We start from the raw sequence: 22,299 nt of genomic DNA on the forward strand, positions 1-22,299 counted from the left end.
CCTTTCTTAAGAAGTTAGGTGGGAGATAAACTGCTGGCATGCGCCCGATTGGTGAGGGCTGATAATCAGTGGGGGATGAAGAAAACCCCCACTGATTAAAGTTTCACTTTACCTTGCTACTTGTAGGCAGTAAGACTTCTATATAAATACAAATTGAAAAAATGAAATACCCCCCTTTTTTAGTTGGGTGAGAGCATCTGGTCATGTTTAGAAGCGGTCAGGGCCTTTTTCTGCTTCATTCAAAGGTTAAAAACAAATGGAGAAAGCGAGCGCGGGCCTATTTTTGGTTCTGCACCGCAATGACTTATATGTGGAAAGATCAAAATTGATTTATATACTTTAAGATGTAAAGAAAATGAGAGGGAAATTTAGTACTCACGGATGTGAATTTACGTGCATGAATAAGGTGGATGAATTTTACTGATGAATAAAGGGAATTTACGAAATATATGGAATTATAGTAAAGGGATGTTTTTTAGAAAAGAAAGGGGCTATTTCTATGTCATTTGAGAATTATGAATACAAACGTCCAAATATGGATGAAGTGAAAGATAGATTTACGGAGACTTTACAACAGTTTAAGAATGCTAAAACAGTGGAAGAACAAAAAGAAATAATTGCACGGATTAATGCAATTCGTAATGATTTTAGCACGATGTATAACATTTGTTCTATTCGTCATAGTGTAGATACAACGGATGTATTTTATAAAGAAGAACAAGATTTCTTTGATGAATATTCTCCAATTGTGAAAGGGTATGTGACAAAATATTATGAGGCATTAACACAATCGCCATTTCGAAAACAATTAGAAGAGTATTATGGTATACAGCTATTTGCACTTGCAGAGGCTGAGATGAAAACATACTCTGATGAAGTAGTAGCAGATTTGCAGTTAGAAAACAAGTTGTCTTCTGGGTACACACAGTTATTAGCAGCAGCTAAAATTTCATTTGAAGGAGAAGAACGAACACTTTCGCAACTTGCTCCGTTTATGGAGAAGAGAGATCGAAATATGCGTAAACAGGCAAGTGAAGCATATTATGGATTTTTAGCAGAGCATGAAGAAGAGTTAGATCGTATTTATGATGAACTTGTAAAAGTAAGAACGACAATTGCAAAGAAACTTGGTTTTAATAATTTTGTTGAGCTTGGATATGCAAGAATGTATCGTACAGACTACAATGCAGAGATGGTTGCGAATTTCCGCAAACAAGTACTTGATTATATTGTTCCTGTTGCAACGGAACTTAGACAAAAGCAACAGGCTCGCATTGGAGTAGAGAAGCTTGCTTATTATGATGAAAACTTTGAATATCCATCTGGTAATGCAGTGCCAAAAGGTGATGCAGATTGGATTGTGAATCATGGCAAAACGATGTATAAAGAACTGTCAGAAGAAACAAATACATTTTTTAATTTTATGTTAGAAAATAATTTACTAGATCTTGTTGCGAAAAAAGGAAAAGCTGGCGGAGGCTATTGTACATATATTGAAAACTATAAAGCGCCGTTTATTTTCTCAAACTTTAACGGAACGTCCGGTGACATTGATGTGTTAACGCATGAAGCAGGACATGCTTTCCAAGTATATGAAAGCCGCCACTATGAAATTCCAGAATATAACTGGCCGACATATGAGGCGTGTGAAATTCATTCTATGAGTATGGAATTTTTCACATGGCCATGGATGAAATTATTCTTTGAAGAAGATGTAGAGAAATATTATTTCTCACATTTAAGTTCAGCGTTGCTATTTTTACCATATGGTGTATCTGTTGATGAATTCCAGCATTTTGTATATGAACATCCAGAAGCATCACCAGCTGAGCGGAAAGAAGCGTGGCGTAACATTGAAAGAAAGTACTTACCACATCGTGATTATGAAGAAAATGATTATTTAGAGCGCGGAGGCTTTTGGCAACGCCAAGCACATATTTATAACTCACCATTTTATTACATTGACTATACGTTAGCACAAATTTGTGCATTCCAATTTTGGAAACGTTCTAGAGAGAATCGTCAAGAGGCATGGGAAGATTATGTTCATCTTTGCCGTCAAGGCGGTAGTAAATCATTTTTACAATTAGTTGAAGTAGCAAATTTAACATCACCATTTGCTGATGGGTGTGTGAAAGGTGTGATCGATGAGATTCATGCTTGGTTGAACGGAGTAGATGACACAGAACTATAAAAATATTCATTATTTTTTATGGATTTGCAATCGACAATTATTGGGAAAAATGAGATAATAAGAGAAAATTTAGAATAATTAAACTAGGGGGTGTTTCTTGAAAAGAAGCGCCTCTTTTTAACCAAATAAGGGGGGAGAAATTATGATGCAATCTTATGCAAATATGAATATGGAAACGTTGTTACGTGGAATGGCATCTACAAGACAGATGCTTTTATCAGAAATTGAAATGTTAACAGATACAGAAATTAATACGAAACCGCGCCGTGATAAATGGAGCATTATGCAAGTTTTACATCACCTTCATCTTGTTGAACAATCTGTTACATCTGCTATAGTATATGCGCTTCATAAAACTGAAAGAAAAGTTGTTCCACCCCAGGACCTTCAAGCTACACTTGATCGAACAAGAAAGAGAGAAGCCCCTCAACAAATGCAACCAACAGAAACATTAATGAAAAAAGCACAAATGATGCAATTGCTGCAAAGTTCAAGAGAAAAGCTTTTGCATGTTCTGCATAGTATTGTAAATGAAAAAGAACTATTTGAAAAATCGCTCAAACATCCTGTATTTGGTGAGCTTAATTTATATCAGTGGGTACAGTTCTTAGATTTACATGAACAGCGTCATCTTACACAGTTAAAAGAAGCAAAACATGCAATTTTGCAAAGATAAAGTGAAACTTCCATCAGTGGTGTCCTGATGGAAAGCCCGCCCAATCGGGCATTTACGGGCAGTTCTTTGTTTCTCTCTGAATTTTGGTGAGGGTCATACTGCCCGTTAGTGCGGGATAAAGTGAAACTTCCATCAGTTGATTTACTAGCTGATGGATTTTTTATAGTTTTTGCACCATTTAGTATATGTATATTCCTACTTCATATGTTGGAACATATATAAGGACATCTGAAAAGGAGTTGAAATAATGGGAAATAAAAAACGGGAGCAAGAAAGGCAATGGAAGGCACGAAAAGAACATCAACAGCCGCATGGAAAAGTGAAGGCTTTTGCGGAACTTGTGGATGAAACGAAAAAAACGTGATGCAGTTGCATCACGTTTTTTTCGTTAAGGGAAATGTAAGAAGAAAAGTTGTTCCGATATTCCTCCTGCTAGAGATGTCAATTTTTCCGTTCATTGCTTTTATAACACTAAAGACAACCATCATTCCAAGGCCTGTTCCTTTTTCTTTTGTAGAGTAAAAAGGGGACCCGAGGCGTTTTACTTGTTCGGTACTCATACCGATCCCAGTATCTTGAATATGTAATTGGATGTGTTTATGAGCGGGTGTTACAGTAAATGTAAGGTCCCCGCCATTTGGCATTGCTTCAATACAGTTTTTTATAATGTTTAAAAGGCATTGATTGAGCTTTTGTTTTTCTCCCATGATATAAAATGTTTTACTTTGTTTCGTATAATGAATACGAACGTTAGAAAGGTTTGCTAATGGTGTCATGAGTGTAAGCGCATGAACTAACTCTTCTTCTAACTGTAATATTTGCACTTTTTCAATACTTGGTTTTGCGAATGTTAGGTAGTCTGTTAATACATGATTTGCTTGATCAATACCACGCATAGCGATGTCTAAGTACAACAGTTTGTCTTCTTCTGAGTAATTTTTTGATTGCAGCAATTGAAGAAATCCCCTTGTTGATGTAAGAGGGTTTCGAATTTCATGTGAAATAGAAGCGGCCATCTCACCGATGAGTTGAAATTTTTCGGCGTTCACAAGTTCTTTTGCAAAACGGACTTGTGATTGTAAAACGTCCATTAAGTATAAAATTAAAATCGTTCCTATAATTGTGCATAACTCATATATAACAAAATAAGATGTATAGTCCTTTGGGTTTGGAACGATAGATAGAAAATAGGGAATCCAGCCAATACCGTAAATAAGGCTGTAGAAAAAAGCTAAATACATTTTTGTTTTGATTTTCCCTTTTATATATATTTTGTATGTAGTAAAGAGAAAAATGTACAAAATAATAGAGGCAATAAGTGAAGGTATGAAGCCGCTGCCGCCAATAAAAAAACGATAAAGGTTCATAACACCTAAAATAGCACCGCCTGCTATTGGTCCTCCCGATAATGTTCCGACAACGAGCACGATATGTCGGAAGTCAAATTGAAAACCGTAATCAACTTTTGCAGCAAATGACATACAAACAATAGTGATAATGCTGCAGGAGAGAATAAATACAAACGAATTGAGCTTTGGAGAGCGATTTCCCTTTTCACTCCAAAATGAGTGATAAATTAACATTGTAACTAAAATAAATAATATATTTATGAAGAGGTACATAATAAAAAGCTTCAGGTTTAAAACCTCCTTGTACCGAGAAATAAAAGGTTTGATATATAAAATTATCATACTATTAATATGGAAGAAAATGAAATATTATTTTCGGAAAAAACAGAAAAAATAGACGTTTTTCACACATCTACTCGGTATGTTACAATGTAATGTGAAAGTTAAAGAAGACAATCCATGCCTAGCATGGGAGAGGTTCGCGAACTCCCTCTATAAAAAACTATGAAGAGAACAATATCCTTTTAGGTATTGTTTTGTTTTTTTTAGTATGACAGTTCAAGAACGCTCTTTCTTCTTGGAATCGAGAATAGAGGAGAATGAGTGAAATGAAAAAGGAAAAAGCAGTTGTTGTTTTTAGTGGTGGTCAAGATAGTACAACATGTTTATTTTGGGCGCTAGAACAGTTTGAAGAAGTAGAAACAGTGACGTTTAATTATAATCAACGTCATAAACTTGAAATTGACTGTGCGGCTGAAATTGCAAAAGAATTAGGTGTGAAACATACTGTACTTGATATGAGCTTATTAAATCAGCTTGCTCCTAATGCATTAACGCGTACAGATATGGAAATTACCCATGAAGATGGTGAGTTGCCGTCGACATTTGTGGATGGACGTAACTTATTGTTTTTATCGTTTGCAGCTGTGTTAGCGAAACAAGTAGGGGCACGCCATATCGTAACAGGTGTGTGTGAAACAGACTTTAGCGGCTATCCAGATTGCCGTGATGTGTTTGTGAAATCGCTAAATGTTACACTAAATTTATCGATGGATTATCCATTCGTTATTCATACACCACTTATGTGGATTGATAAAGCTGAAACATGGAAATTGGCAGACGAACTTGGAGCATTTGAATTTGTCCGTGAAAAAACGTTAACGTGCTATAACGGAGTGATTGGTGATGGTTGCGGTGAATGTCCAGCGTGTCAACTTCGTAAAGCAGGACTTGATAAGTATGTACAAGAGCGTGAAGGAGCGAAAGCATAATGACACAAGACTTCTTTGGATTTCGCATTGTTGAAAATTTGCAAAAAATAGATCAGGACATTGAGCGTAAGCAACTAAAGTATCATAATAAGCGTGTTATGGTGAGCAAAGAATTTACATTTGATGCTGCACATCACCTACACTGTTATGAAGGGAAATGCAAAAACCTTCATGGCCATACGTATAAAGTAATTTTTGGAATTAGTGGTTATGTTAATGAAATTGGCTTAGCAATTGATTTTGGTGATATAAAAGAAATTTGGAAAAATGAAATTGAAATATATTTAGATCATCGTTACTTAAATGAAACACTTCCAGCTATGAATACAACTGCTGAAAATATGGTTGTATGGATTTTTGAGAAAATGGAAGAGGCACTAACAAAAGGTGACAGGCAAAATGAATATAAAGGAGCGCGTGTTGAGTTTGTGCGCTTATTTGAAACACCAACAAGCTATGCAGAAGTAAGACGGGAGTGGATGATGGATGAGTAACATTCCTGTTTTAGAGATTTTTGGACCGACAATTCAAGGAGAAGGAATGGTTGTTGGCCAAAAAACAATGTTTGTTCGTACAGCAGGTTGTGATTATAGCTGTGCATGGTGTGATTCTGCATTTACATGGGACGGTTCTGCAAAAGAGCAAATTCGTCAAATGTCGCCAGAAGAGGTTTTTTCTGAACTAGTGCAAATTGGTGGTGAAAATTTCTCGCATGTAACGATTTCTGGTGGAAATCCTGCGCTGTTAAAGCATTTAGGAGAATTGATTTCTTTATTAAAAAAGAACGGAATTCGTACAGCAATTGAAACGCAAGGAAGTAAATGGCAAGATTGGTTGCTTCATATAGATGAGGTGACAATCTCACCGAAGCCGCCAAGTTCAAAGATGACAACGAATTTTGTTATGTTAGATGCAATCATTGATAAGTTAGACGGAAAAGATTTTAGTTTAAAAGTGGTTGTATTTGATGATCAAGATTTTGTATATGCAAAAGAAGTGCATGAACGTTATCCGCACGTTCCATTTTTCTTGCAAGTTGGAAATGATGATACAAAGACGACTGATGATGCTTCATTAATTCAGCGTCTTCTTATGAAATATGAGTGGCTTATTGATAAAGCAGTGCAATGTAAGGAAATGAATGATGCGAAAGTATTACCGCAGCTCCACGCTTTAGTGTGGGGGAATAAACGCGGTGTATAAGTGAAGGGAGATTTTAAGATGACTGGAAGAAAAGATGAAGATTTAAAAGATGTAACCTTACTAGGAAATCAAAATACAAAATATTTATTTGAATATAGCCCTGAAATTTTAGAGACGTTTGATAATAATCACCCAAATCGCGATTATTTTGTGAAATTCAATTGTCCAGAGTTTACAAGTTTATGCCCGAAAACAGGACAACCAGATTTTGCGACAATTTATATTAGCTATATTCCAGAACAAAAAATGGTAGAGAGTAAATCTTTAAAGTTATATTTATTTAGTTTCCGCAACCATGGAGATTTCCATGAAGATTGTATGAATGTAATTATGAATGACTTAATTAAACTGATGGATCCACGCTATATTGAAGTATGGGGCAAATTTACACCACGCGGTGGTATTTCTATTGATCCATATTGTAACTATGGACGCCCTGGTACAAAATATGAAAAAATGGCTGAATATCGTTTAATGAATCATGATTTATATCCAGAAACAGTAGATAATCGTTAAGAAAAGAGGGGGCTTGCCCCCTCTTTTCTAGTATTCTATGTATGTTGCGTAATAACTGTATAGTTTTTATGATTGACAACAGTAAGAGGTTCCATGTCTAGTTCTCTAAAATTATCCATAATTGTTATATCAACGATAACGGAGTTTTTATTTACTTTTTGAACGCGCCCTTGTAAACCATTTTTAAATTCAATGACATCCCCAGCTTCTGCGATTTTCATAAGCAACTCTCCTTGTTACATTTTTACGAAAAAGAGAACAAGATTCGTTCTTTTTGTATTTTCCTTTATTTTGAACGATATTCCCTCATTTGTAAATGTTTCCATGATATTTTTTTGAAAAAAATACTAATTTTTCATAATGAATTTATAGTAAGAACTTCATATTTATTGTAAGGTGAATATAGGAGTGTCATGAAACGGAGACGATAATATGGTATTTGAGATTGTAGGGAGCTTTATAGCTATTGTGTTGTTTCTATTTGCATATACAAAATTAAAAATGATTCGTGAACATGAAACATACATATACTATGAGGGAGTTGATAGCGTTTCTTCTTTTTCTAGTCATGAAGATGGAAGTGCTGAATAATATAAGTGTGTTTCTATATAAATCCAAATTAAAAAATCGACATAAAAACCCTTTCTTTTTTAGAAGGCAGAGCTAGACAAAGATGGCAAAAATGAAAATGGATTTATATATATTAGGAAAATATTGAACGGAGAGTGAGAAGGATGCAAATTTCTTTCATACGTCATGGAAGCTCTATAGTTCAAAAGAAAACGATTACAGTACAAGGATTTCAAGAGTGGCTGCAAAGATACGAGCATGGAGATATTATGAGAGAAATGGAAATTCCGAGTGAAACGATTGAAGTGATTGAAGCTTCTAAATGTATCGTATCGAGTGATCAAAAAAAAGCTGTTCAATCAGCAACAATGTTGACTAGCAATGTCATGTTTATCCAGAGTTCACTTTTTTGTGAAGCTGTCGTTCCTTCTATTTTACCTGTCCCAAAATGGATAAAGTGTAAACCGAAAGTATGGCTATTTATAGGCCGGACATTTTGGACGTTCGGTTATTCCAGGGGTGTTGAATCTTATTTAGAAGTACAAAGAAGAGCGAAGCAAGCGGCTGATGTGTTAGTTGGATATGCAAATGTATATCAGCGCGTTACGCTTATTGGGCACAGTTATTTTAATGCGATGATTGGTAAAGAGTTACGTATGCGGGGATGGCGTGGACCACTGCTATTGCAGAATAACCCGTGGGGATGTACAATTTATACTTTTCATGAGGTAATGGAGGGAAATGCATTTGTAACATATACATAAAGTGAAATAGTGGTAATACTTTATATATAATACAAAGGCACAATTATAATTTTATAATTGTGCCTTTGTATTATATATGTTTAACTAAATGAGCATATGGTTCGCCCACGAGCATAAGTGTGTTATCTTGTATATAGCCGAGTTTTTTATAAAGAGAAAACGCAGGTTTGTTTTCTAAGTTTACTAGTAATGAAATTTTGTCATGCCCTTCTTTTTTAGCGTGTGTTTCAGCAGCAAGAATTAAATTTGAACCGATACCTTGTCCGCCATATTTAGATGAAACTGATAGAGTATCAATATAATATTCATCTTCTTCTGCTTCTTTTTCTAATTTAATAGAAGGATCTTGTTTAATGTCTCGTAACCGTTTCACAATTGGATTATCTAGTTTGGCTGCGTCACTTCCGTGGTAAGCTACAATAATACCAACAGCCTGTCCATCTCGTTCTTCAACGAAACAATTTTCATAACTGAGTCGGTTTTGTTTTTTCGTAAACCAAAATTCTAAACCTTCTAGAACTTCCGTTTCGTTTGTGCCACCTGTTAATTTTTCAGCAATTTCATGCAGTGCGTTGTACAATAAAGGAGATATTGCTTCATTATCTGTTTGTTTTGCTTTTCGAATCATGTTATCCCTCCTGGCGTCCGTTTTATTGTATCATAAGAGTTAGCGTGATAGGAAATGATTCGCTGTATTGGAAGTGAATTGGATATATTCAGAAGTAGTCGTGAAATAAAAATACGACAGAGAGGTGATTAGTGTGGATAAACAACAAGTAAATATGATTTTAGATCAGCTTAAAAATAAAGAAATACAAGAATACATTGTATCAAAAGAAGTGTTTTATACATTTCGCCAAGTTTTAGTAGAACGGGAAGATTTTAAACATTTTCGAGGTAACGCACAGCACGGTGGGAAAATCATTTATACATATATGGAAACGCCGCGTTCGTAAGGAAAAGAATTTCCTATTAAAACTACTTGCTAAGAGTCGGGTAACGAGAAAGGAGAGGCGATTATATGGGAGAGTTTAAGCAAGGAATACTTCCGCACTGGGACTGTTTTTGGAAAGATGAGAAGGGAAGGAAATTTGTTGGGATGGTTATGTTTCCGGAGAAGCGAAAGCGAATGAAGGAAATCATAGGGCAATTAAAAATAGCATATGAACAAGAACAAAGTGTGCTTGTAGTAGCAAAACTTCAAAATTCTATTCAAAAAGTGAAAGGTACGATTGTATATTTCGATGAAGAATCACCTGTTTTTACGATGCAATGTAAAGATGAAATTTTCTATCATATATTTTTGAGCGATATCGTGCGCGTACAAACATGTAATTAAAAAAGCAGCATGTTTAACGTGTACTAAAAAAGAGAAAAAATGTGTAACCGGTTTCGAACAGTTTCTAATAGGGAAGCTGTTTGTTTTTTTTTGACAAATGAGCAATAGATTTCGCATATATGTTTCTTTTTTTGACAATTTGATGCGAGGAACTTTTTTGGAAATGTGGGTAAATCCGTTGACAACTTTTTTGAAATACACTTTATTGACATGTGTTTTAGAATGTTGTTTCATATTCTTTGTATTGTAAAAAGATCGGCCGTTTCTGTCGAAAAAACAAATTTTAAAAAAAAAAGAAATTACACATATATATTGTGTCCTTTCTTTAAAAGTAATACAATATATAGGGAAATCATCATGGGCGAACAAGATGTAAAAAGCTGTAAAGGGAGGGTCGGAGATGTTAGTTGCATATGATTCTATGACAGGAAACGTGAAGCGTTTCATCCACAAATTAAATATGCCGGCCGTTCAAATTAATGAAAATCTCGTATTAGATGAAGAATTTGTCCTTATTACGTATACAACAGGTTTTGGAAATGTGCCGGAACGTGTTTTGAAATTTTTAGAACGTAATCATGAGCGTTTAAAAGGAGTATCTGCAAGCGGAAATCGCAATTGGGGCGATATGTTTGGAGCAAGTGCGGACAAGATTGCAACGAGATATGAGGTGCCGATTGTATCAAAATTTGAGTTATCTGGGACAAATAAAGATGTAGAATTTTTTAAAGAGAGGGTGCTGGAGATTGCGACACATTGAATTGAATAATGAGATCACGCAAATGCAGGACGGGTTCTATCAGCTTCACAAAGATAAAGAGGCACTAGCAGTCTTTATGGAAGAGGCGAAAGAGAATACCGTTCATTTTGATAGCGTGGCAGAACGCATCGGGTATATGGTAGAGCATGATTACTACTATGATGTGTTAAACGAATATAAGATGGACGAGGTAGAAGCTGTATACGATATCACATATGGCGAAAACTTCGAGTTCCAATCCTATATGGCAGCATCTAAGTTTTATAAAGATTACGCGTTAAAAACGAATGATCAAAAACAATACTTAGAAAGCTATCCTGATCGCGTAGCAATCGTATCATTATACTTAGGACGAGGAAACGCTCAGAAGGCGAAGCAATTCGCAAGTATGATTGTAAAACAAAACTATCAACCAGCGACACCAACCTTTTTAAATGCAGGAAGAAGCAGAAGAGGAGAAATGGTGTCTTGTTTCTTGTTAGAGATGGACGACAGCTTAAACTCGATTGGGTTTAATATTAATACTGCGATGCAGCTAAGTAAGATTGGTGGAGGCGTTAATTGAGTAGCGTCAACTAGTAGAAATGCTAGTTATAAGAACCTCGTTAATTCGGTGGAAGTCTTAAGTTTTTAAGATAATACCGAGCCAAGTTAGTTAATCAGTTTAGGGCATTATTGCTACTTAGGGGTGGATGTTTTGCAACACATATATAAAATCACTAATGTAAGTGATGGAAAGTTTTATGTTTATTGAGTAAAGAAAACTGATTATCTAAAAGGTGTAACGACCATCGAAACCATATTGCATATATTTGTAATAGAAGGGAGTAGAGTAGAACACAAGCGATAGGTGTTCGAAAAGCGAGGGCTCTTCATGAGAAAATTTTTCTCGAAAGAGCATGATATGGTCTGCTCTTACAGGTAACTGTAAGCTGTCTCAAGATGAGACGCGTTAAGTTTAGCGAACTTGATGGAACGTGTTAGGTGCACTTAATCTTTCAAAGCTGCGAGCACGCGGTGAACAAATTAAAGGTATCGAAAATGCAGCAAGTGGTGTTGTACCAGTTATGAAATTACTTGAAGATTCGTTTTCATATGCGAATCAGTTGGGCCAACGAAAAGGTGCCGGAGCAGTATATTTAAATATTTTCCATTGGGACATTATTGAGTTCCTCGATACAAAAAAAATAAATGCCGACGAGAAGAGCCGTATTCAGTCTCTTTCCATCGGAATTATCGTTCCAAGCAAGTTCTTTGAGCTTGCTGAGAAAAACGAGCCATTCCATGTTTTCGCGCCTTATACAGTGTATAAAGAGTACGGAAAACATTTAGATGATATCGACATTGATGAGATGTATGACGAACTGATGAGCAATCCAAATATCAAAAAGAAACAACTGGATATTGGCACACGCGATATGCTCATTAAAATTGCAATGATTCAGCTTGAGTCTGGCTATCCATACTTAATGTTTAAATCAAATGCGAATAAGCAGCATCCGTTAAAGGGTATTGGAACTGTGAAGATGTCAAACCTGTGTTAACTATGTAGCACCTTCTAGTAGAAATACTAGTCGAAAACTCCGTTAAACGGGGAAAGCCTCAAAAATGAGGTAACCTACCGTGCTAAATCTTATCTTAGATAATTAATTGTTCCTTGTTAACTACTGTATTTTGGAATTTAGATGCAGAGGGTGGCAAATAAAATGAATCAGAAAGTCCCTTATGGTTTTATTTATATGACAGTGAACAAGATAAATGGAATGAAATATATTGGTAAATGTATATATCAAAGACAAAATGATTGGCAAAAGTACTTAGGATCTGGATTATATCTTCAACGAGCGATTAGAAAGTATGGAAAAGAAAATTTTGAAAAACATATACTAGTTGAAGCATTTTCTAAAGAAGAATTAAATCGCTTAGAGGAAGAATATATTTTTAATCTTGATGCTGTAAACTCACAAGAATACTACAATGTTAAACTTACTGCTATTGGTGGCGATATCTTTTCCAATAATCCTCGAAAAGAGGAGATTCGTGAAATGAGAAGAAAACAAATGAGTGGGAAAGGTAATCATCAATATGGTAGGGCTAAGACCGCAAAAATGATTGAATCTGTGAGACAAGCCAATTCTAGTGCTGTTATCATTGAAGGGATTTACTATAAAAGTCAAACTGAGGTTGCAAAGACCTTAAATTTAGGGATAACGACTGTAAGTTATCGTTTAGATAGTGACACTTATCCAGAATGGAAGAGAATTTCTCCAAAGAAGAAAGTGCAGAAAAAGTCGAATAACCCAACATGTAAGGTGAATGTAAATGGTTTAGTATATGAGAGCATTAAAGCGGCTGCTGAATCTTTAGGAGTATCAACTTCAACTGTCATAAGACGTTTAGATAGTGAAAAGTATCCTAATTATAAGAGACTTTCTGAAAAAATAAGATAAGTAAAAGCCTAACGACTATCCCATATGGGAGTAGGGCGCAAGCAATTGGCGTTCGAAAAGCGGAGCACCTAATCAGGTTATGCTGTAGGTGATGATATAGTCTGTCCTGTATGGTGACATACAGCAGTTGTGTAAGCAACGGGCTGAGAGTAGCGACCTCAGTTGAACATTCGAGACTGAAATCTTCCAGTTACAAGAAACATCGTTAATCAATGATTATGGTACAGATGATATGATCCGCCGTGATATTAACTGTAACTTAGGATCATTAAATATCGTGAACGTGATGGAGAATAAAGAAATACGTGAAGCGGTTCATGCGGGAATGGAAGCTTTAACAGCTGTTTCTGATATGACGATTATTCCGAACGCACCGACTGTGAAAAAAGCAAACGATGAGCTTCATTCTGTCGGTCTTGGAGCGATGAACCTACACGGTTATTTAGCGAAAAGTAAAATCGCTTATGAAAGTGCAGAAGCGAAAGAATTTGCTCGTACATTCTTTATGATGCTGAATTACTACTCCATTGAAAAAAGTATGGAAATTGCAAAAGAGAAGGGTGAAACCTTTAAAGACTTTGAAAAGTCAGATTATGCAAATGGCACATACTTTGAGAAGTATGAAACAACGGATTATAGTCCGGCAACTGAGAAAGTACAGCTGTTATTTGAAGGAATTCATATTCCAACAAAAGAAGATTGGACAAACTTAAAAGAACAAGTACAGAAGCATGGTTTATATAATTCATATAGACTAGCAATTGCACCCACACAATCGATTAGTTACGTGCAGAATGCCACTTCATCAGTGATGCCGATTGTAAGCCAAATTGAATCAAGAACGTACGCAAATGCAACGACATATTATCCAATGCCGTATTTATCAAAAGATACGTTCTGGTACTATAAATCTTCTTACGATATGAATCAGTTTAAGCTCATTGATTTAATCGCAGAAATTCAAGAGCATATTGACCAAGGGATTAGTACAATTCTTTATGTAAATAGTGATATTTCTACTCGTGAATTAGCACGTTACTATATTTATGCTCATAAAAAAGGATTAAAGAGCTTGTACTACACAAGAACACGTAAATTAAGTGTGGAAGAGTGTGTAGCCTGCACAGTATAATGTGATTTTTTAGCAGAAGAGCATACAATTGATATTTATCATATAAAACAGCATGAGCAGGGTCAAAAAAGCCCTGCTCATGCTTAGTTATGAAATTTACGTTCTAACGTGCGGTTAGATTTTCATTATGAAATGGAAGTTTTACCGCACGTTAGAACGATGCAACAATATAATAAAGGGGCGATTCAATGCGCGCGGTAAACTGGAACAAGAAAGAAGACGATTTTAGTTTAATGTTTTGGAAGCAAAACATCGCTCAGTTTTGGACAGAAGAGGAGATCGCTGTTTCTTCTGACAAAAATACGTGGGTGCAGTTATCTAAGGAAGAACAAATTGCTTATAAGCGTGTACTTGGGGGATTAACACTTCTAGATACGAAGCAAGGCGGCGAGGGAATGCCGCTAATTCTTGTGCATCTTGAAAACTTACAGGCAAAAAGTGTGCTTGCGTTCATGGGTGCTATGGAAGAAGTGCATGCGAAAAGTTACAGTCATATTTTTACAACACTTGCAAGTGAAGAAGAAATTGATGAAATTTTTGAATGGGTAGATACACATCCGATACTTGAGAAAAAATCAAATATCATTACAAATTACTACCGTCGTTTATTACAGCCTCAAGTAACGAAAAAAGAGCTATACATGGCAATGGTAGCAAGTGTATTTTTAGAAAGCTACTTGTTCTATAGTGGATTCTTCTATCCGCTGTATTTAGCAGGACAAGGAAAATTAACGGCGAGTGGAGAGATTATTAATTTAATCATTAGGGACGAGTCCATCCACGGCGTATTCGTCGGTATTTTAGCACAGCAAGTTTTTGCAGAGCTTTCTGCAGAAGAGCAACAAGAAGTACAAAAAGAAACACAAGAGTTATTGATGGAACTGTATGAAATTGAAACTGCATATACAGACGAAATTTATACATCTATCGGTCTTGTGGAAGAGGTAAATCGTTTTGTTCGTTACAATGCGAATAAAGGGCTTATGAACTTAGGATTAGAACCACACTTTGAAGAAGAGGAAATTAACCCAATCGTACTAAACGGCTTACGTACGGATACGAAAAACCATGATTTCTTCTCTGTAAAAGGGAATGGTTATGTAAAAGCAACAAATGTTGAAAAATTATCAGATGATGATTTTGTATTTGATTTTTAATAGATAGGATTGAAAAAGCTGTCTTTCATATGAAGGCAGCTTTTTTGTGTTTATAGTTTACATAATGTTTTTATTTCGTGATAAATTTGTTATTTTTCGACTGATTAAAGCTTCACTTCACGTGTATGTAGTGGTATGAGAGACTGAATAAGTTATGTCAAAATGGATTGCTTATGATGCTGCATTTGAAGCGGCAAATGATGCAGTGCAGGTGCATGGTGCCTATGGATATTCGAATGAATTCCCAGTAGAACGATATTTACGAAATGCAAAAGCTCCAGTTATCTATGAAGGAACACGTGAAATTCATACGATTATGCAAGCGGAATACGCACTTGGATATCGTTCTGATAAGGAGCTTCGTAACATGTTACCGAAGTGGCCTTTTGAAGAAACTGAAGCAGAAATGGTAACGAAATAAAGTGAAACTTCCATCAGTGGGGGTTTTCTTCATCCCCCACTGGTGGTTAGTTGAACCAATCGGGCTTTTACGGGCAGTTATCCCCCACCTATCTTCTTTAGAAAAGCGGAAGTGGCTCGTTCAGAATGTGAGGGGGATGGAGCTTCTGACGTAGAGGTGTTTTTTACCTCGTAGGAAGAAGCGAAGCCACCGAACATTCTAGCCACTGAAGCTGGACAACGATTCTCTCTCAATCTTGAGGTGGGGGTCTTACTGCCCGTTAATGCGGGACAAAGTTAAGAGGAAGAAAAGGCTATCTCCTTCTTGGAGACAGCCTTTTTTTCCTTTTCTCTAGTGTTGCATAGCTCTCATTGTAAAGCAGAATATAATAAATCATTCTACTTATAACGTTTATAAATGCATATTATTTGGTTCATCACCGTAACATGGGGTTGATTTTTTGAAAATGAATCATTTTTCATACACGGAACGGAGAGTGGCGACTCCTGCGGGAATAGCGAGGGAAGTGAGACCCCGCAGGCTTGCCGAGGAGGCTCGCTCTCGCCCGCGGAAAGCGTCCACTCGGAGTGGAGTGTACATCTATCTATATGTCCTCCCCGTCTTTTGGTGATGAACCTATTATTTGCATTATTTACATTATTTTCATAACGGTGTATTATATAACTAGTACACTATAACAATAGGAGGAAGAAATGAAAATTGAATTTTCCCCTAACATCCCTATTTATATTCAAGTGATGGAATACATAAAAAAAGAAATCGCAACAGGTCATTTATCGCCTGGTAGCAAAATTCCCTCTGTACGTGAATTAGCAGGTGAGTTACAAGTGAATCCAAATACAATTCAACGTACATTTCAAGAGTTAGAACGCGAGGGGATCGTTGTGACGCGTAGAGGAATGGGAAGATATGTAGCAACTGAAGGGGAGAAGATTATGGAGTTGCGAAAGGATATGGCGAAAGAGTTGCTTCATGCCTTTATAAATGGAATGAACAACTTAGGGTTTTCAGAGGAGGAAATGCTGTCCATTCTCCATTCTTCATTAGAAGAGAAAAAGGAGGAAAACAGATGCGAGAGTTAGTAAAAATAGAAAATCTATGGAAACGTTACGATTTAAAAGCTGTTATTAGAGATGTAAACGTAACGATAACAGAAGGAAAAATTATTGGTCTTGTCGGGGATAATGGTAGCGGGAAAACGACGTTACTGAAAATGATTGTAGGTTTGCAGCACCCTTCTCAAGGAGACATTTTCATTGCTGGTAAGAAAGTAGGTCTAGAAACGAAAAAAATTGTTTCATTCATGTCTGACCGTCCTATATTTGAAGAGTGGATGACTGTAAAAGATGCTTTGTTTTTTTATCGCGATTTTTATGAAGATTTTGATATTCAAAAAGCAGTGGATACAATCGCGAAATTTAAAATTCCGTTAGAAGAAAATATTAATGCTTTATCAAAGGGAATGATAGAAAAACTACAGCTCATTTTAACATTTTCACGACATGCAAAATTATATGTGTTAGATGAGCCGCTTGGCGGAATCGATCTTGTCTCACGAGAGCATGTACTAGAGTTAATTCTTCAATTTTATCGTGAAGACTGTACAATTTTAATTTCTACTCATTTAATTGGCGAAATTGAAAACTTGTTTGATGAAGTGATCTTTTTAAAGGACGGAGAAATTATGTTACATGAAAATGTAGAAGATATTCGTTTCCAAAGAGGAAAAGCAATACACGAGTTGTTCAAGGAGGTTTTTGGACAATGAATCAACTTCTTCATTATTTATATAACTGTAATAAAAAGAAAATGTGGATTATTTACATAGGGTTTATTACAATTTCGCTTATTCTATTATTTAATTTTATGGGTTCTGCTAAGCATATGACTCCAGTAAAACAAAACATAATATTAGCTTTGTTTATATTATTATTTTGTATAACGGTATTTTCGATTGGTTTAATAGCAGTCTCATCTTTTCGGAGAATGTTAAAAAATTCGATGATTCGTTATACAGCTGTTCCCGCTAAAAAATATTTATATGCAAATCTATTGTTTTTTGCGCTAATGATTATGCTATTGTCTTTAATCGGTTTAGGATTTGTTCATTTTTTTTCTTTGAATATTTATGAGAGAAAGACAAATGGAGAGATTCAACAAGCGATGCGTCACTTATATAATTATGGATCACTTCATCATCTTTTTTCTATCTTTTCATTGATTGTAGATTTAACAAATACATTGGTTTCTATATATTTCATAATTGCAGTTATAAAACTCTTTAATGTGAACTCTTTATTAAGTAAGGTATTATTTATATTTTTCTTTTTGATTCTTGGTGGAATTCAAATTTTTATAACTAATGTTTTCGAAAAAATAGACAATTATTTATTGTATACCAAAAACATTACACTTATGGGTAAAAATAGTTACTTTGAAATATCATCTTATTCTATTGAGGGGGTAAGTATTACGTATGTATGCGTTACTTTGTTATCGACCTTTCTCTTCATATTTATAACATCCTACATCATCGACAAAAAATTAGAGGTTTAAAGGAGGAATAATCATTGGGAAATGTAGTAGTAAAATTAGAAAATGTTCATAAAAAAATAGGCAGTGCTGAAATTATTCGCGGTCTTTCGTTTGAAGTGCAGGAAGGGGAAGTGTACGGCTTTCTTGGACCAAACGGGAGTGGGAAGACGACGACAATTCGGATGATGACAGGTCTGATCTCAGTAACAGAAGGCGACATTACAATTTGTGGTCACAGTATACGTACTGAACGTGAAAAAGCGTTAGAGTGCATTGGAGCGATTGTAGAGAATCCTGAGTTATATGAATATATGACAGGGATGCAAAATTTAAAGCATTTTGCGAATATGGCTGTTATACCAATTGGTAAAGAACGAATTGCTGAAATTGTAAAACTTGTTGAATTAGAACATGCGATTCATAAAAAGGTAAAAACATATTCTCTTGGTATGAAACAACGTTTAGGGATTGCACAAGCGCTTTTGCATAATCCAAAAATTTTAATTTTAGATGAGCCAACAAATGGTTTAGATCCAGCAGGAATTCGTGAAATTCGCGATTACTTACAGCGTTTAGCAAAAGAAGAAAACATCGCAGTCATTGTATCCAGTCACTTATTAAGTGAAATTGAGCTGATGTGTGACCGTGTCGTGATTATTAAGAATGGACAATTTGTGCAAGAGTATAGTCTACGTGAACAGATAAAAGGCGACGACAAGGTTGTAGTAGCGTTTGAAGTGGATCAAGTAGAGAAAGCAAATGAACTGATAAAAGGAACAGTACAAGAAAAGAAAATTATCGTATCTGTTATGAAAGAGGAAATTCCGCAAATTGTGAAAAATTTAGTGTATGCTGATGTTCTTGTGTATAGTATAACAGTTCAAAATAAATCATTGGAAGATGAATTCTTAGCAGTTACAGGGGGAGTGAAAGCATAATGATAAAATTAATTCAAAATGAATTTTTAAAATTACATGCGAAAAAGAGTATGTATATTTTGTTAATAGTGTTAACAGTATTAGAAATTGCAGAGGCAGTTATTATAAAAAAATGGGCTCCACCTAAAATTCAATTTGAAGGGTTTATTATGTTTGCAGAGCAAAATATCGGCATGATTGTTACATTTGCGACAATCTTTGGAATTACGTTAGCCTCCCGCACAATTACAGAAGAATTTCAAAAAGGGACAATTAAACAGTTATTGATTCGACCAAGAAAACGAGTTGCGATCTTATTTTCAAAGTATATTACAGTTCTTTTAGCTATATTATTTGTATGTATTGCTTCTTTACTTACAGCGATGTTAATTGGTCTCATTGCATTTGGCGGGTCCATTGGAGCAGTAACTTTTGCAATTTTATTAAAACGTTTTGCCTATAACATTTTACCAATATTCTTTTATCCAACAGTTGCGTTCTTGCTAGCAAATATTTTTAGAAAATCAGTTTTGCCATTAGTTATTACACTATTTTTCTTTTTCATAGAGGGAATGTTAAAATTACTAATATTCCAATTTGCCCATGGTATAGCAAAATATATTGTAATGTTTCACTTAAATTTAAATATGTATGATAGTAATGAGTTGCTGAATCAGGGGGCCAAGCCAATGTTTTCAGAGTTTAGCTTTACAACTTCCTTGTTATTTGTGTTAGCTCATTTTGCTGTTTTACTTATTGCTTCCAGTGCATTGTTCCAAAAACGAGATGTTTTATAAAAGATAAATCCTCGCTCAAGCGGGGATTTATTTTGGAGAGTTGTAGGATTATCCCGCTATTCGTGGGCGTCCTGCGATTCTGAGCGAGCCGCTTTCGCTTTTCTTAAGAAGTTAGATGGGAGATAAACTGCCCGTAAAAGCCCGATTGGGCGGGCTAATAATCAGTGGGGGATGAAGAAAACCCCCACTGATTAAAGTTTCACTTTATATAGGGTTAAGTTGATAAATAAAGGAAGAAATTACAGCATATTGATACTATAATATAAATATATCATGTTGGAGGTGTTTTCTATTAATCTTGCATTTTCACGAATTCGACTTCGAAGTTTTTTTGGATGGATGATTTTAGGTTCATTCATTGCATACCTTCCGCTAGGGGTGATAGGTGCTGAAAATAGTTTATTCGAATTTGTTTCAGACACTTTAGTTTTCTTTGCATTTCCATTACTGTGGTTGTTTTATAAGATGAAAAAACATAATGCAGCATTTACAAGTTTTTTTGATAAGCCATCATCTATTCCATGGCGACTTATTTTAATGGCTACGGCTATGGGAATGATTTTTTCATTTGGTATATCTTTTATTCAATTTTACATATTAGCTCAGCTGATTCCTAACTTTCTTGTTGATTTGTTAAGTGATGGAAATGCTATTGATATGAGCACTACTTCTACAAAGATTTTAAGTGTCATTTCAGCTTGTATATTTGCTCCAATTATGGAAGAAGTGATTTTTCGGGGCTTTTTCTTAAATCGAATGGCGTATAAGTGGGGTATGAAACGGGCCATTATCATTTCTTCACTGATTTTTGGATTCGGGCATGTTGATGTGATTGGTGCCTTTTTATTTGGTGTTGTTATGTGCCTTTTATACATTAAGACGAAAAGCTTATGGACAAATATAATTGTGCATGCTTTAAACAATACTGTCGTTAGCATTATTCAATTTAGTGATAGCAGCGCACATGAACCAGCAAAAATTGCTGAGTTGCAAGCACAAAGTAATTTATGGATTGGTCTTGTTATCATTATTATTAGCTTATTATGGCTTGTTCCTTTTATTCGTCGCAATTGGCGTACCGTAAAAGAAGTTGGACTGCCGCTACTTCGAACCATTCAAGAAGAAAAGCAAGCTGATTTCATTGCAGAGCAAGGTACATATAGTCAAGTTGTCTTCACAGAGCGCTACATGGCTGTTGAATTACCTGATGAGGCTGTTAATCATTTAGGTTTAGAAGAAAGTGATTATGTAAAAGTGGAACTAGTTAATGATACAATTGTGATCAAAAAAGCAGATGAAAGAGAAATGCTCTCCTAAAGTATGGAGAGCTTTTTTCTTTAGTAAATAAAAATTTCAACATGAAAGTTATTCCCGTTTTTTGTATATTTAATATCTGTTACAGTACGTACTTTCTTTAAAAGCTCTACTTTCTCACCAATTCGCGGAATAGTTGGAACGTTATCCCAAATACCGAGTAAGTCATTTGTGGTTTTCGTTTTTTCATAAAACCAAATTTTCACTGTGGTGCCCCTTTCTTAATTTTGTATTTTAATACATAATAAAACATTTTTATGCTTTTTGTAAGAGGTTTTTCCGTGTTTTTTGAATAAAATTAACAAAAAAATGTATGCAGGAAAGACATGTTCAATATCAGTTGTTAATGCCGCTTCTGATTAGACAATGTGAGAAACCGTTGCCCAATGTTTCAATTATAGCCAGAAATATCATTGTTGATGTTATAGTAAAAAATAATTTTATAGAAAAAAATAAGAATATTTTGTATAATTACATTACAATAATTTTGAAAGCAGGGTGGCGGCGTATGGCACATATTCCAGTAAAAAAACTAGAAACATTATTAGCATTAGCTGATGGAGATAAACAAAAGCAAAAAGAATTTTATGAAACATTATTAACAACATACGTTTATGTTGCAGGAACAGTTGATATAGAAGAAGGAGATTCACAAGGAACAGTGCATTTACGCTATTTTCAGGGGGAAGGAAGATGGATTTTACCATTTTTTACGCAACTTGAATTTTTACAAGCTGTATTACCTGAAGATGTACCTGTTATTTCGATTCGTGGAAAAGAGTTATTTGAAAGCATTGATGTGGAAGCAACAGCGGTCTTAAATATTGGCACAGATCTTGATAAAACATTTACACCTCCAGAAATTGCTGATATTGCTTCTGGAAGAATTTTTAACTATTATCAATAAATTGCCGTTACCATTCTTTCTAGTGGA

Annotated in this window: 26 protein-coding genes, 3 pseudogenes and 1 riboswitch; of the genes and pseudogenes, 25 read left to right on the plus strand and 4 right to left on the minus strand. The window is 35.2% G+C overall.

Features of this window, described 5'->3' with window-relative positions; all coding sequences use genetic code 11:
- Positions 1-499: 499 nt before the first annotated feature.
- From MR076_RS01760 to MR076_RS01770, 3 genes are all read left to right on the plus strand, one after another.
- On the plus strand, positions 500-2,194 hold the full coding sequence (locus MR076_RS01760; protein WP_242217025.1) for a M3 family oligoendopeptidase: 1,695 nt from the start codon (positions 500-502) through the stop codon (positions 2,192-2,194).
- Between the two features lie 142 nt (positions 2,195-2,336).
- A complete protein-coding gene (locus MR076_RS01765; protein WP_242217027.1) occupies positions 2,337-2,870 on the plus strand; it encodes a DinB family protein in 534 nt (177 codons plus the stop codon).
- Positions 2,871-3,117: 247 nt separating this feature from the next.
- Positions 3,118-3,234 (plus strand): DUF6254 family protein, encoded by a 117-nt coding sequence (locus MR076_RS01770; protein ID WP_242217030.1) that lies wholly within the window; start codon positions 3,118-3,120, stop codon positions 3,232-3,234.
- 10 nt (positions 3,235-3,244) lie between these two features.
- On the opposite strand, the gene MR076_RS01775 is transcribed toward MR076_RS01770, so the two are convergent.
- Positions 3,245-4,453, minus strand: coding sequence for an ATP-binding protein (locus MR076_RS01775; RefSeq protein ID WP_242217556.1), 1,209 nt, complete (start codon positions 4,451-4,453; stop codon positions 3,245-3,247).
- Positions 4,454-4,687: 234 nt separating this feature from the next.
- Positions 4,688-4,731, plus strand: a riboswitch (PreQ1 riboswitch).
- A gap of 96 nt (positions 4,732-4,827) precedes the next feature.
- Here MR076_RS01775 and queC point away from each other — a divergent pair.
- Genes queC through queF form a run of 4 tightly spaced genes read left to right on the plus strand, consistent with a single transcriptional unit; the run spans position 4,828 to position 7,209 of the window.
- Positions 4,828-5,490, plus strand: a complete 663-nt coding sequence (queC, locus tag MR076_RS01780) for a 7-cyano-7-deazaguanine synthase QueC (RefSeq protein ID WP_242217032.1) — start codon at positions 4,828-4,830, stop codon at positions 5,488-5,490.
- Positions 5,490-5,984, plus strand: coding sequence for a 6-carboxytetrahydropterin synthase QueD (gene queD / locus MR076_RS01785; RefSeq protein WP_242217035.1), 495 nt, complete (start codon positions 5,490-5,492; stop codon positions 5,982-5,984). The genes queC and queD overlap by 1 nt, the downstream gene beginning before the upstream one ends.
- The gene (gene queE / locus MR076_RS01790) at positions 5,977-6,693 is read left to right on the plus strand and encodes a 7-carboxy-7-deazaguanine synthase QueE (protein ID WP_242217037.1); all 717 of its coding nucleotides are present in this window, start codon (positions 5,977-5,979) and stop codon (positions 6,691-6,693) included. Before queD ends, queE begins: the two co-directional genes overlap by 8 nt.
- An 18-nt stretch (positions 6,694-6,711) precedes the next feature.
- Positions 6,712-7,209: a preQ(1) synthase gene (gene queF, locus MR076_RS01795; protein WP_035435424.1), complete on the plus strand. Its 498-nt coding sequence runs from the start codon at positions 6,712-6,714 to the stop codon at positions 7,207-7,209.
- Positions 7,210-7,244: 35 nt separating this feature from the next.
- On the opposite strand, the gene MR076_RS01800 is transcribed toward queF, so the two are convergent.
- Positions 7,245-7,430, minus strand: coding sequence for a YkvS family protein (locus MR076_RS01800; RefSeq protein WP_242217040.1), 186 nt, complete (start codon positions 7,428-7,430; stop codon positions 7,245-7,247).
- A gap of 211 nt (positions 7,431-7,641) precedes the next feature.
- On the opposite strand from MR076_RS01800, the gene MR076_RS01805 reads away from it, so the two are divergent.
- The gene (locus MR076_RS01805) at positions 7,642-7,800 is read left to right on the plus strand and encodes a hypothetical protein (RefSeq protein WP_242217042.1); all 159 of its coding nucleotides are present in this window, start codon (positions 7,642-7,644) and stop codon (positions 7,798-7,800) included.
- A 143-nt stretch (positions 7,801-7,943) separates the two neighbouring features.
- Positions 7,944-8,543: a histidine phosphatase family protein gene (locus MR076_RS01810; protein WP_242217044.1), complete on the plus strand. Its 600-nt coding sequence runs from the start codon at positions 7,944-7,946 to the stop codon at positions 8,541-8,543.
- 70 nt (positions 8,544-8,613) lie between these two features.
- Here the strand turns inward: MR076_RS01810 and MR076_RS01815 are convergent, their stop codons facing one another.
- Positions 8,614-9,171: a GNAT family N-acetyltransferase gene (locus MR076_RS01815; RefSeq protein WP_242217046.1), complete on the minus strand. Its 558-nt coding sequence runs from the start codon at positions 9,169-9,171 to the stop codon at positions 8,614-8,616.
- 133 nt (positions 9,172-9,304) lie between these two features.
- On the opposite strand from MR076_RS01815, the gene MR076_RS01820 reads away from it, so the two are divergent.
- From MR076_RS01820 to MR076_RS01890, 15 genes and pseudogenes are all read left to right on the plus strand, one after another.
- The gene (locus tag MR076_RS01820; RefSeq protein ID WP_242217047.1) at positions 9,305-9,499 is read left to right on the plus strand and encodes an abortive phage infection protein; all 195 of its coding nucleotides are present in this window, start codon (positions 9,305-9,307) and stop codon (positions 9,497-9,499) included.
- 65 nt (positions 9,500-9,564) lie between these two features.
- Complete coding sequence (locus MR076_RS01825) at positions 9,565-9,882, plus strand: hypothetical protein (protein WP_242217048.1); 318 nt, start codon at positions 9,565-9,567, stop codon at positions 9,880-9,882.
- Between the two features lie 400 nt (positions 9,883-10,282).
- Positions 10,283-10,642 (plus strand): class Ib ribonucleoside-diphosphate reductase assembly flavoprotein NrdI, encoded by a 360-nt coding sequence (gene nrdI / locus MR076_RS01830; protein WP_242217049.1) that lies wholly within the window; start codon positions 10,283-10,285, stop codon positions 10,640-10,642.
- Positions 10,629-11,201 (plus strand): annotated as a pseudogene (locus tag MR076_RS01835) (ribonucleotide reductase N-terminal alpha domain-containing protein); the annotation flags it as partial. The gene nrdI and the pseudogene MR076_RS01835, both read left to right, overlap by 14 nt.
- Before the next feature lie 427 nt (positions 11,202-11,628).
- Positions 11,629-12,183 (plus strand): annotated as a pseudogene (locus MR076_RS01840) (ribonucleotide-diphosphate reductase subunit alpha); the annotation flags it as partial.
- Positions 12,184-12,348: 165 nt separating this feature from the next.
- Positions 12,349-13,092, plus strand: a complete 744-nt coding sequence (locus MR076_RS01845) for a hypothetical protein (protein ID WP_242217050.1) — start codon at positions 12,349-12,351, stop codon at positions 13,090-13,092.
- 181 nt (positions 13,093-13,273) lie between these two features.
- Positions 13,274-14,224 (plus strand): ribonucleotide reductase large subunit, encoded by a 951-nt coding sequence (locus MR076_RS01850; protein ID WP_313897298.1) that lies wholly within the window; start codon positions 13,274-13,276, stop codon positions 14,222-14,224.
- A 188-nt stretch (positions 14,225-14,412) separates the two neighbouring features.
- Positions 14,413-15,381, plus strand: coding sequence for a class 1b ribonucleoside-diphosphate reductase subunit beta (gene nrdF / locus MR076_RS01855; protein ID WP_242217051.1), 969 nt, complete (start codon positions 14,413-14,415; stop codon positions 15,379-15,381).
- A gap of 154 nt (positions 15,382-15,535) precedes the next feature.
- Positions 15,536-15,802 (plus strand): annotated as a pseudogene (locus tag MR076_RS01860) (acyl-CoA dehydrogenase family protein); the annotation flags it as partial.
- Positions 15,803-16,494: 692 nt separating this feature from the next.
- Entirely contained in the window at positions 16,495-16,884 is a 390-nt protein-coding gene (locus MR076_RS01865) for a GntR family transcriptional regulator (protein WP_242217052.1), read from the plus strand.
- The gene (locus MR076_RS01870; protein WP_242217054.1) at positions 16,872-17,570 is read left to right on the plus strand and encodes an ABC transporter ATP-binding protein; all 699 of its coding nucleotides are present in this window, start codon (positions 16,872-16,874) and stop codon (positions 17,568-17,570) included. Before MR076_RS01865 ends, MR076_RS01870 begins: the two co-directional genes overlap by 13 nt.
- A complete protein-coding gene (locus tag MR076_RS01875) occupies positions 17,567-18,358 on the plus strand; it encodes an ABC transporter permease (RefSeq protein WP_242217055.1) in 792 nt (263 codons plus the stop codon). The genes MR076_RS01870 and MR076_RS01875 overlap by 4 nt, the downstream gene beginning before the upstream one ends.
- Before the next feature lie 14 nt (positions 18,359-18,372).
- Positions 18,373-19,275: an ABC transporter ATP-binding protein gene (locus MR076_RS01880; RefSeq protein ID WP_242217057.1), complete on the plus strand. Its 903-nt coding sequence runs from the start codon at positions 18,373-18,375 to the stop codon at positions 19,273-19,275.
- Complete coding sequence (locus MR076_RS01885) at positions 19,275-20,051, plus strand: ABC transporter permease (RefSeq protein WP_242217059.1); 777 nt, start codon at positions 19,275-19,277, stop codon at positions 20,049-20,051. Before MR076_RS01880 ends, MR076_RS01885 begins: the two co-directional genes overlap by 1 nt.
- 291 nt (positions 20,052-20,342) lie before the next feature.
- On the plus strand, positions 20,343-21,368 hold the full coding sequence (locus tag MR076_RS01890; protein WP_242217557.1) for a CPBP family glutamic-type intramembrane protease: 1,026 nt from the start codon (positions 20,343-20,345) through the stop codon (positions 21,366-21,368).
- 20 nt (positions 21,369-21,388) lie between these two features.
- Here MR076_RS01890 and MR076_RS01895 read toward each other — a convergent pair whose 3' ends face one another.
- A complete protein-coding gene (locus MR076_RS01895) occupies positions 21,389-21,571 on the minus strand; it encodes a DUF3913 family protein (protein ID WP_242217061.1) in 183 nt (60 codons plus the stop codon).
- 302 nt (positions 21,572-21,873) lie between these two features.
- Between MR076_RS01895 and MR076_RS01900 the strand changes: the two genes are divergently transcribed.
- On the plus strand, positions 21,874-22,272 hold the full coding sequence (locus MR076_RS01900; protein ID WP_242217063.1) for an SseB family protein: 399 nt from the start codon (positions 21,874-21,876) through the stop codon (positions 22,270-22,272).
- The last annotated feature ends 27 nt before the right edge of the window (positions 22,273-22,299 follow it).

This window comes from Bacillus cereus group sp. BfR-BA-01380 (assembly GCF_022663535.1).
Classification (GTDB): domain Bacteria; phylum Bacillota; class Bacilli; order Bacillales; family Bacillaceae_G; genus Bacillus_A; species Bacillus_A cereus_BB.

What these genes read in the sequence shown, in the direction of transcription:
- MR076_RS01770 (WP_242217030.1), top strand. Translation starts at nt 3,118, where the DNA reads ATGGGAAATAAAAAACGGGAGCAAGAAAGGCAATGGAAGGCACGAAAA.
- queD (WP_242217035.1), top strand. Translation starts at nt 5,490, where the DNA reads ATGACACAAGACTTCTTTGGATTTCGCATTGTTGAAAATTTGCAAAAA.
- MR076_RS01775 (WP_242217556.1), bottom strand. Translation starts at nt 4,453, where the DNA reads ATGTTAATTTATCACTCATTTTGGAGTGAAAAGGGAAATCGCTCTCCA.
- MR076_RS01760 (WP_242217025.1), top strand. Translation starts at nt 500, where the DNA reads ATGTCATTTGAGAATTATGAATACAAACGTCCAAATATGGATGAAGTG.
- nrdF (WP_242217051.1), top strand. Translation starts at nt 14,413, where the DNA reads ATGCGCGCGGTAAACTGGAACAAGAAAGAAGACGATTTTAGTTTAATG.
- queF (WP_035435424.1), top strand. Translation starts at nt 6,712, where the DNA reads ATGACTGGAAGAAAAGATGAAGATTTAAAAGATGTAACCTTACTAGGA.
- MR076_RS01900 (WP_242217063.1), top strand. Translation starts at nt 21,874, where the DNA reads ATGGCACATATTCCAGTAAAAAAACTAGAAACATTATTAGCATTAGCT.
- MR076_RS01805 (WP_242217042.1), top strand. Translation starts at nt 7,642, where the DNA reads ATGGTATTTGAGATTGTAGGGAGCTTTATAGCTATTGTGTTGTTTCTA.
- MR076_RS01765 (WP_242217027.1), top strand. Translation starts at nt 2,337, where the DNA reads ATGATGCAATCTTATGCAAATATGAATATGGAAACGTTGTTACGTGGA.
- MR076_RS01875 (WP_242217055.1), top strand. Translation starts at nt 17,567, where the DNA reads ATGAATCAACTTCTTCATTATTTATATAACTGTAATAAAAAGAAAATG.
- MR076_RS01885 (WP_242217059.1), top strand. Translation starts at nt 19,275, where the DNA reads ATGATAAAATTAATTCAAAATGAATTTTTAAAATTACATGCGAAAAAG.
- MR076_RS01865 (WP_242217052.1), top strand. Translation starts at nt 16,495, where the DNA reads ATGAAAATTGAATTTTCCCCTAACATCCCTATTTATATTCAAGTGATG.
- MR076_RS01815 (WP_242217046.1), bottom strand. Translation starts at nt 9,171, where the DNA reads ATGATTCGAAAAGCAAAACAAACAGATAATGAAGCAATATCTCCTTTA.
- MR076_RS01810 (WP_242217044.1), top strand. Translation starts at nt 7,944, where the DNA reads ATGCAAATTTCTTTCATACGTCATGGAAGCTCTATAGTTCAAAAGAAA.
- MR076_RS01870 (WP_242217054.1), top strand. Translation starts at nt 16,872, where the DNA reads ATGCGAGAGTTAGTAAAAATAGAAAATCTATGGAAACGTTACGATTTA.
- MR076_RS01800 (WP_242217040.1), bottom strand. Translation starts at nt 7,430, where the DNA reads ATGAAAATCGCAGAAGCTGGGGATGTCATTGAATTTAAAAATGGTTTA.
- MR076_RS01825 (WP_242217048.1), top strand. Translation starts at nt 9,565, where the DNA reads ATGGGAGAGTTTAAGCAAGGAATACTTCCGCACTGGGACTGTTTTTGG.
- queE (WP_242217037.1), top strand. Translation starts at nt 5,977, where the DNA reads ATGAGTAACATTCCTGTTTTAGAGATTTTTGGACCGACAATTCAAGGA.
- queC (WP_242217032.1), top strand. Translation starts at nt 4,828, where the DNA reads ATGAAAAAGGAAAAAGCAGTTGTTGTTTTTAGTGGTGGTCAAGATAGT.
- nrdI (WP_242217049.1), top strand. Translation starts at nt 10,283, where the DNA reads ATGTTAGTTGCATATGATTCTATGACAGGAAACGTGAAGCGTTTCATC.
- MR076_RS01845 (WP_242217050.1), top strand. Translation starts at nt 12,349, where the DNA reads ATGAATCAGAAAGTCCCTTATGGTTTTATTTATATGACAGTGAACAAG.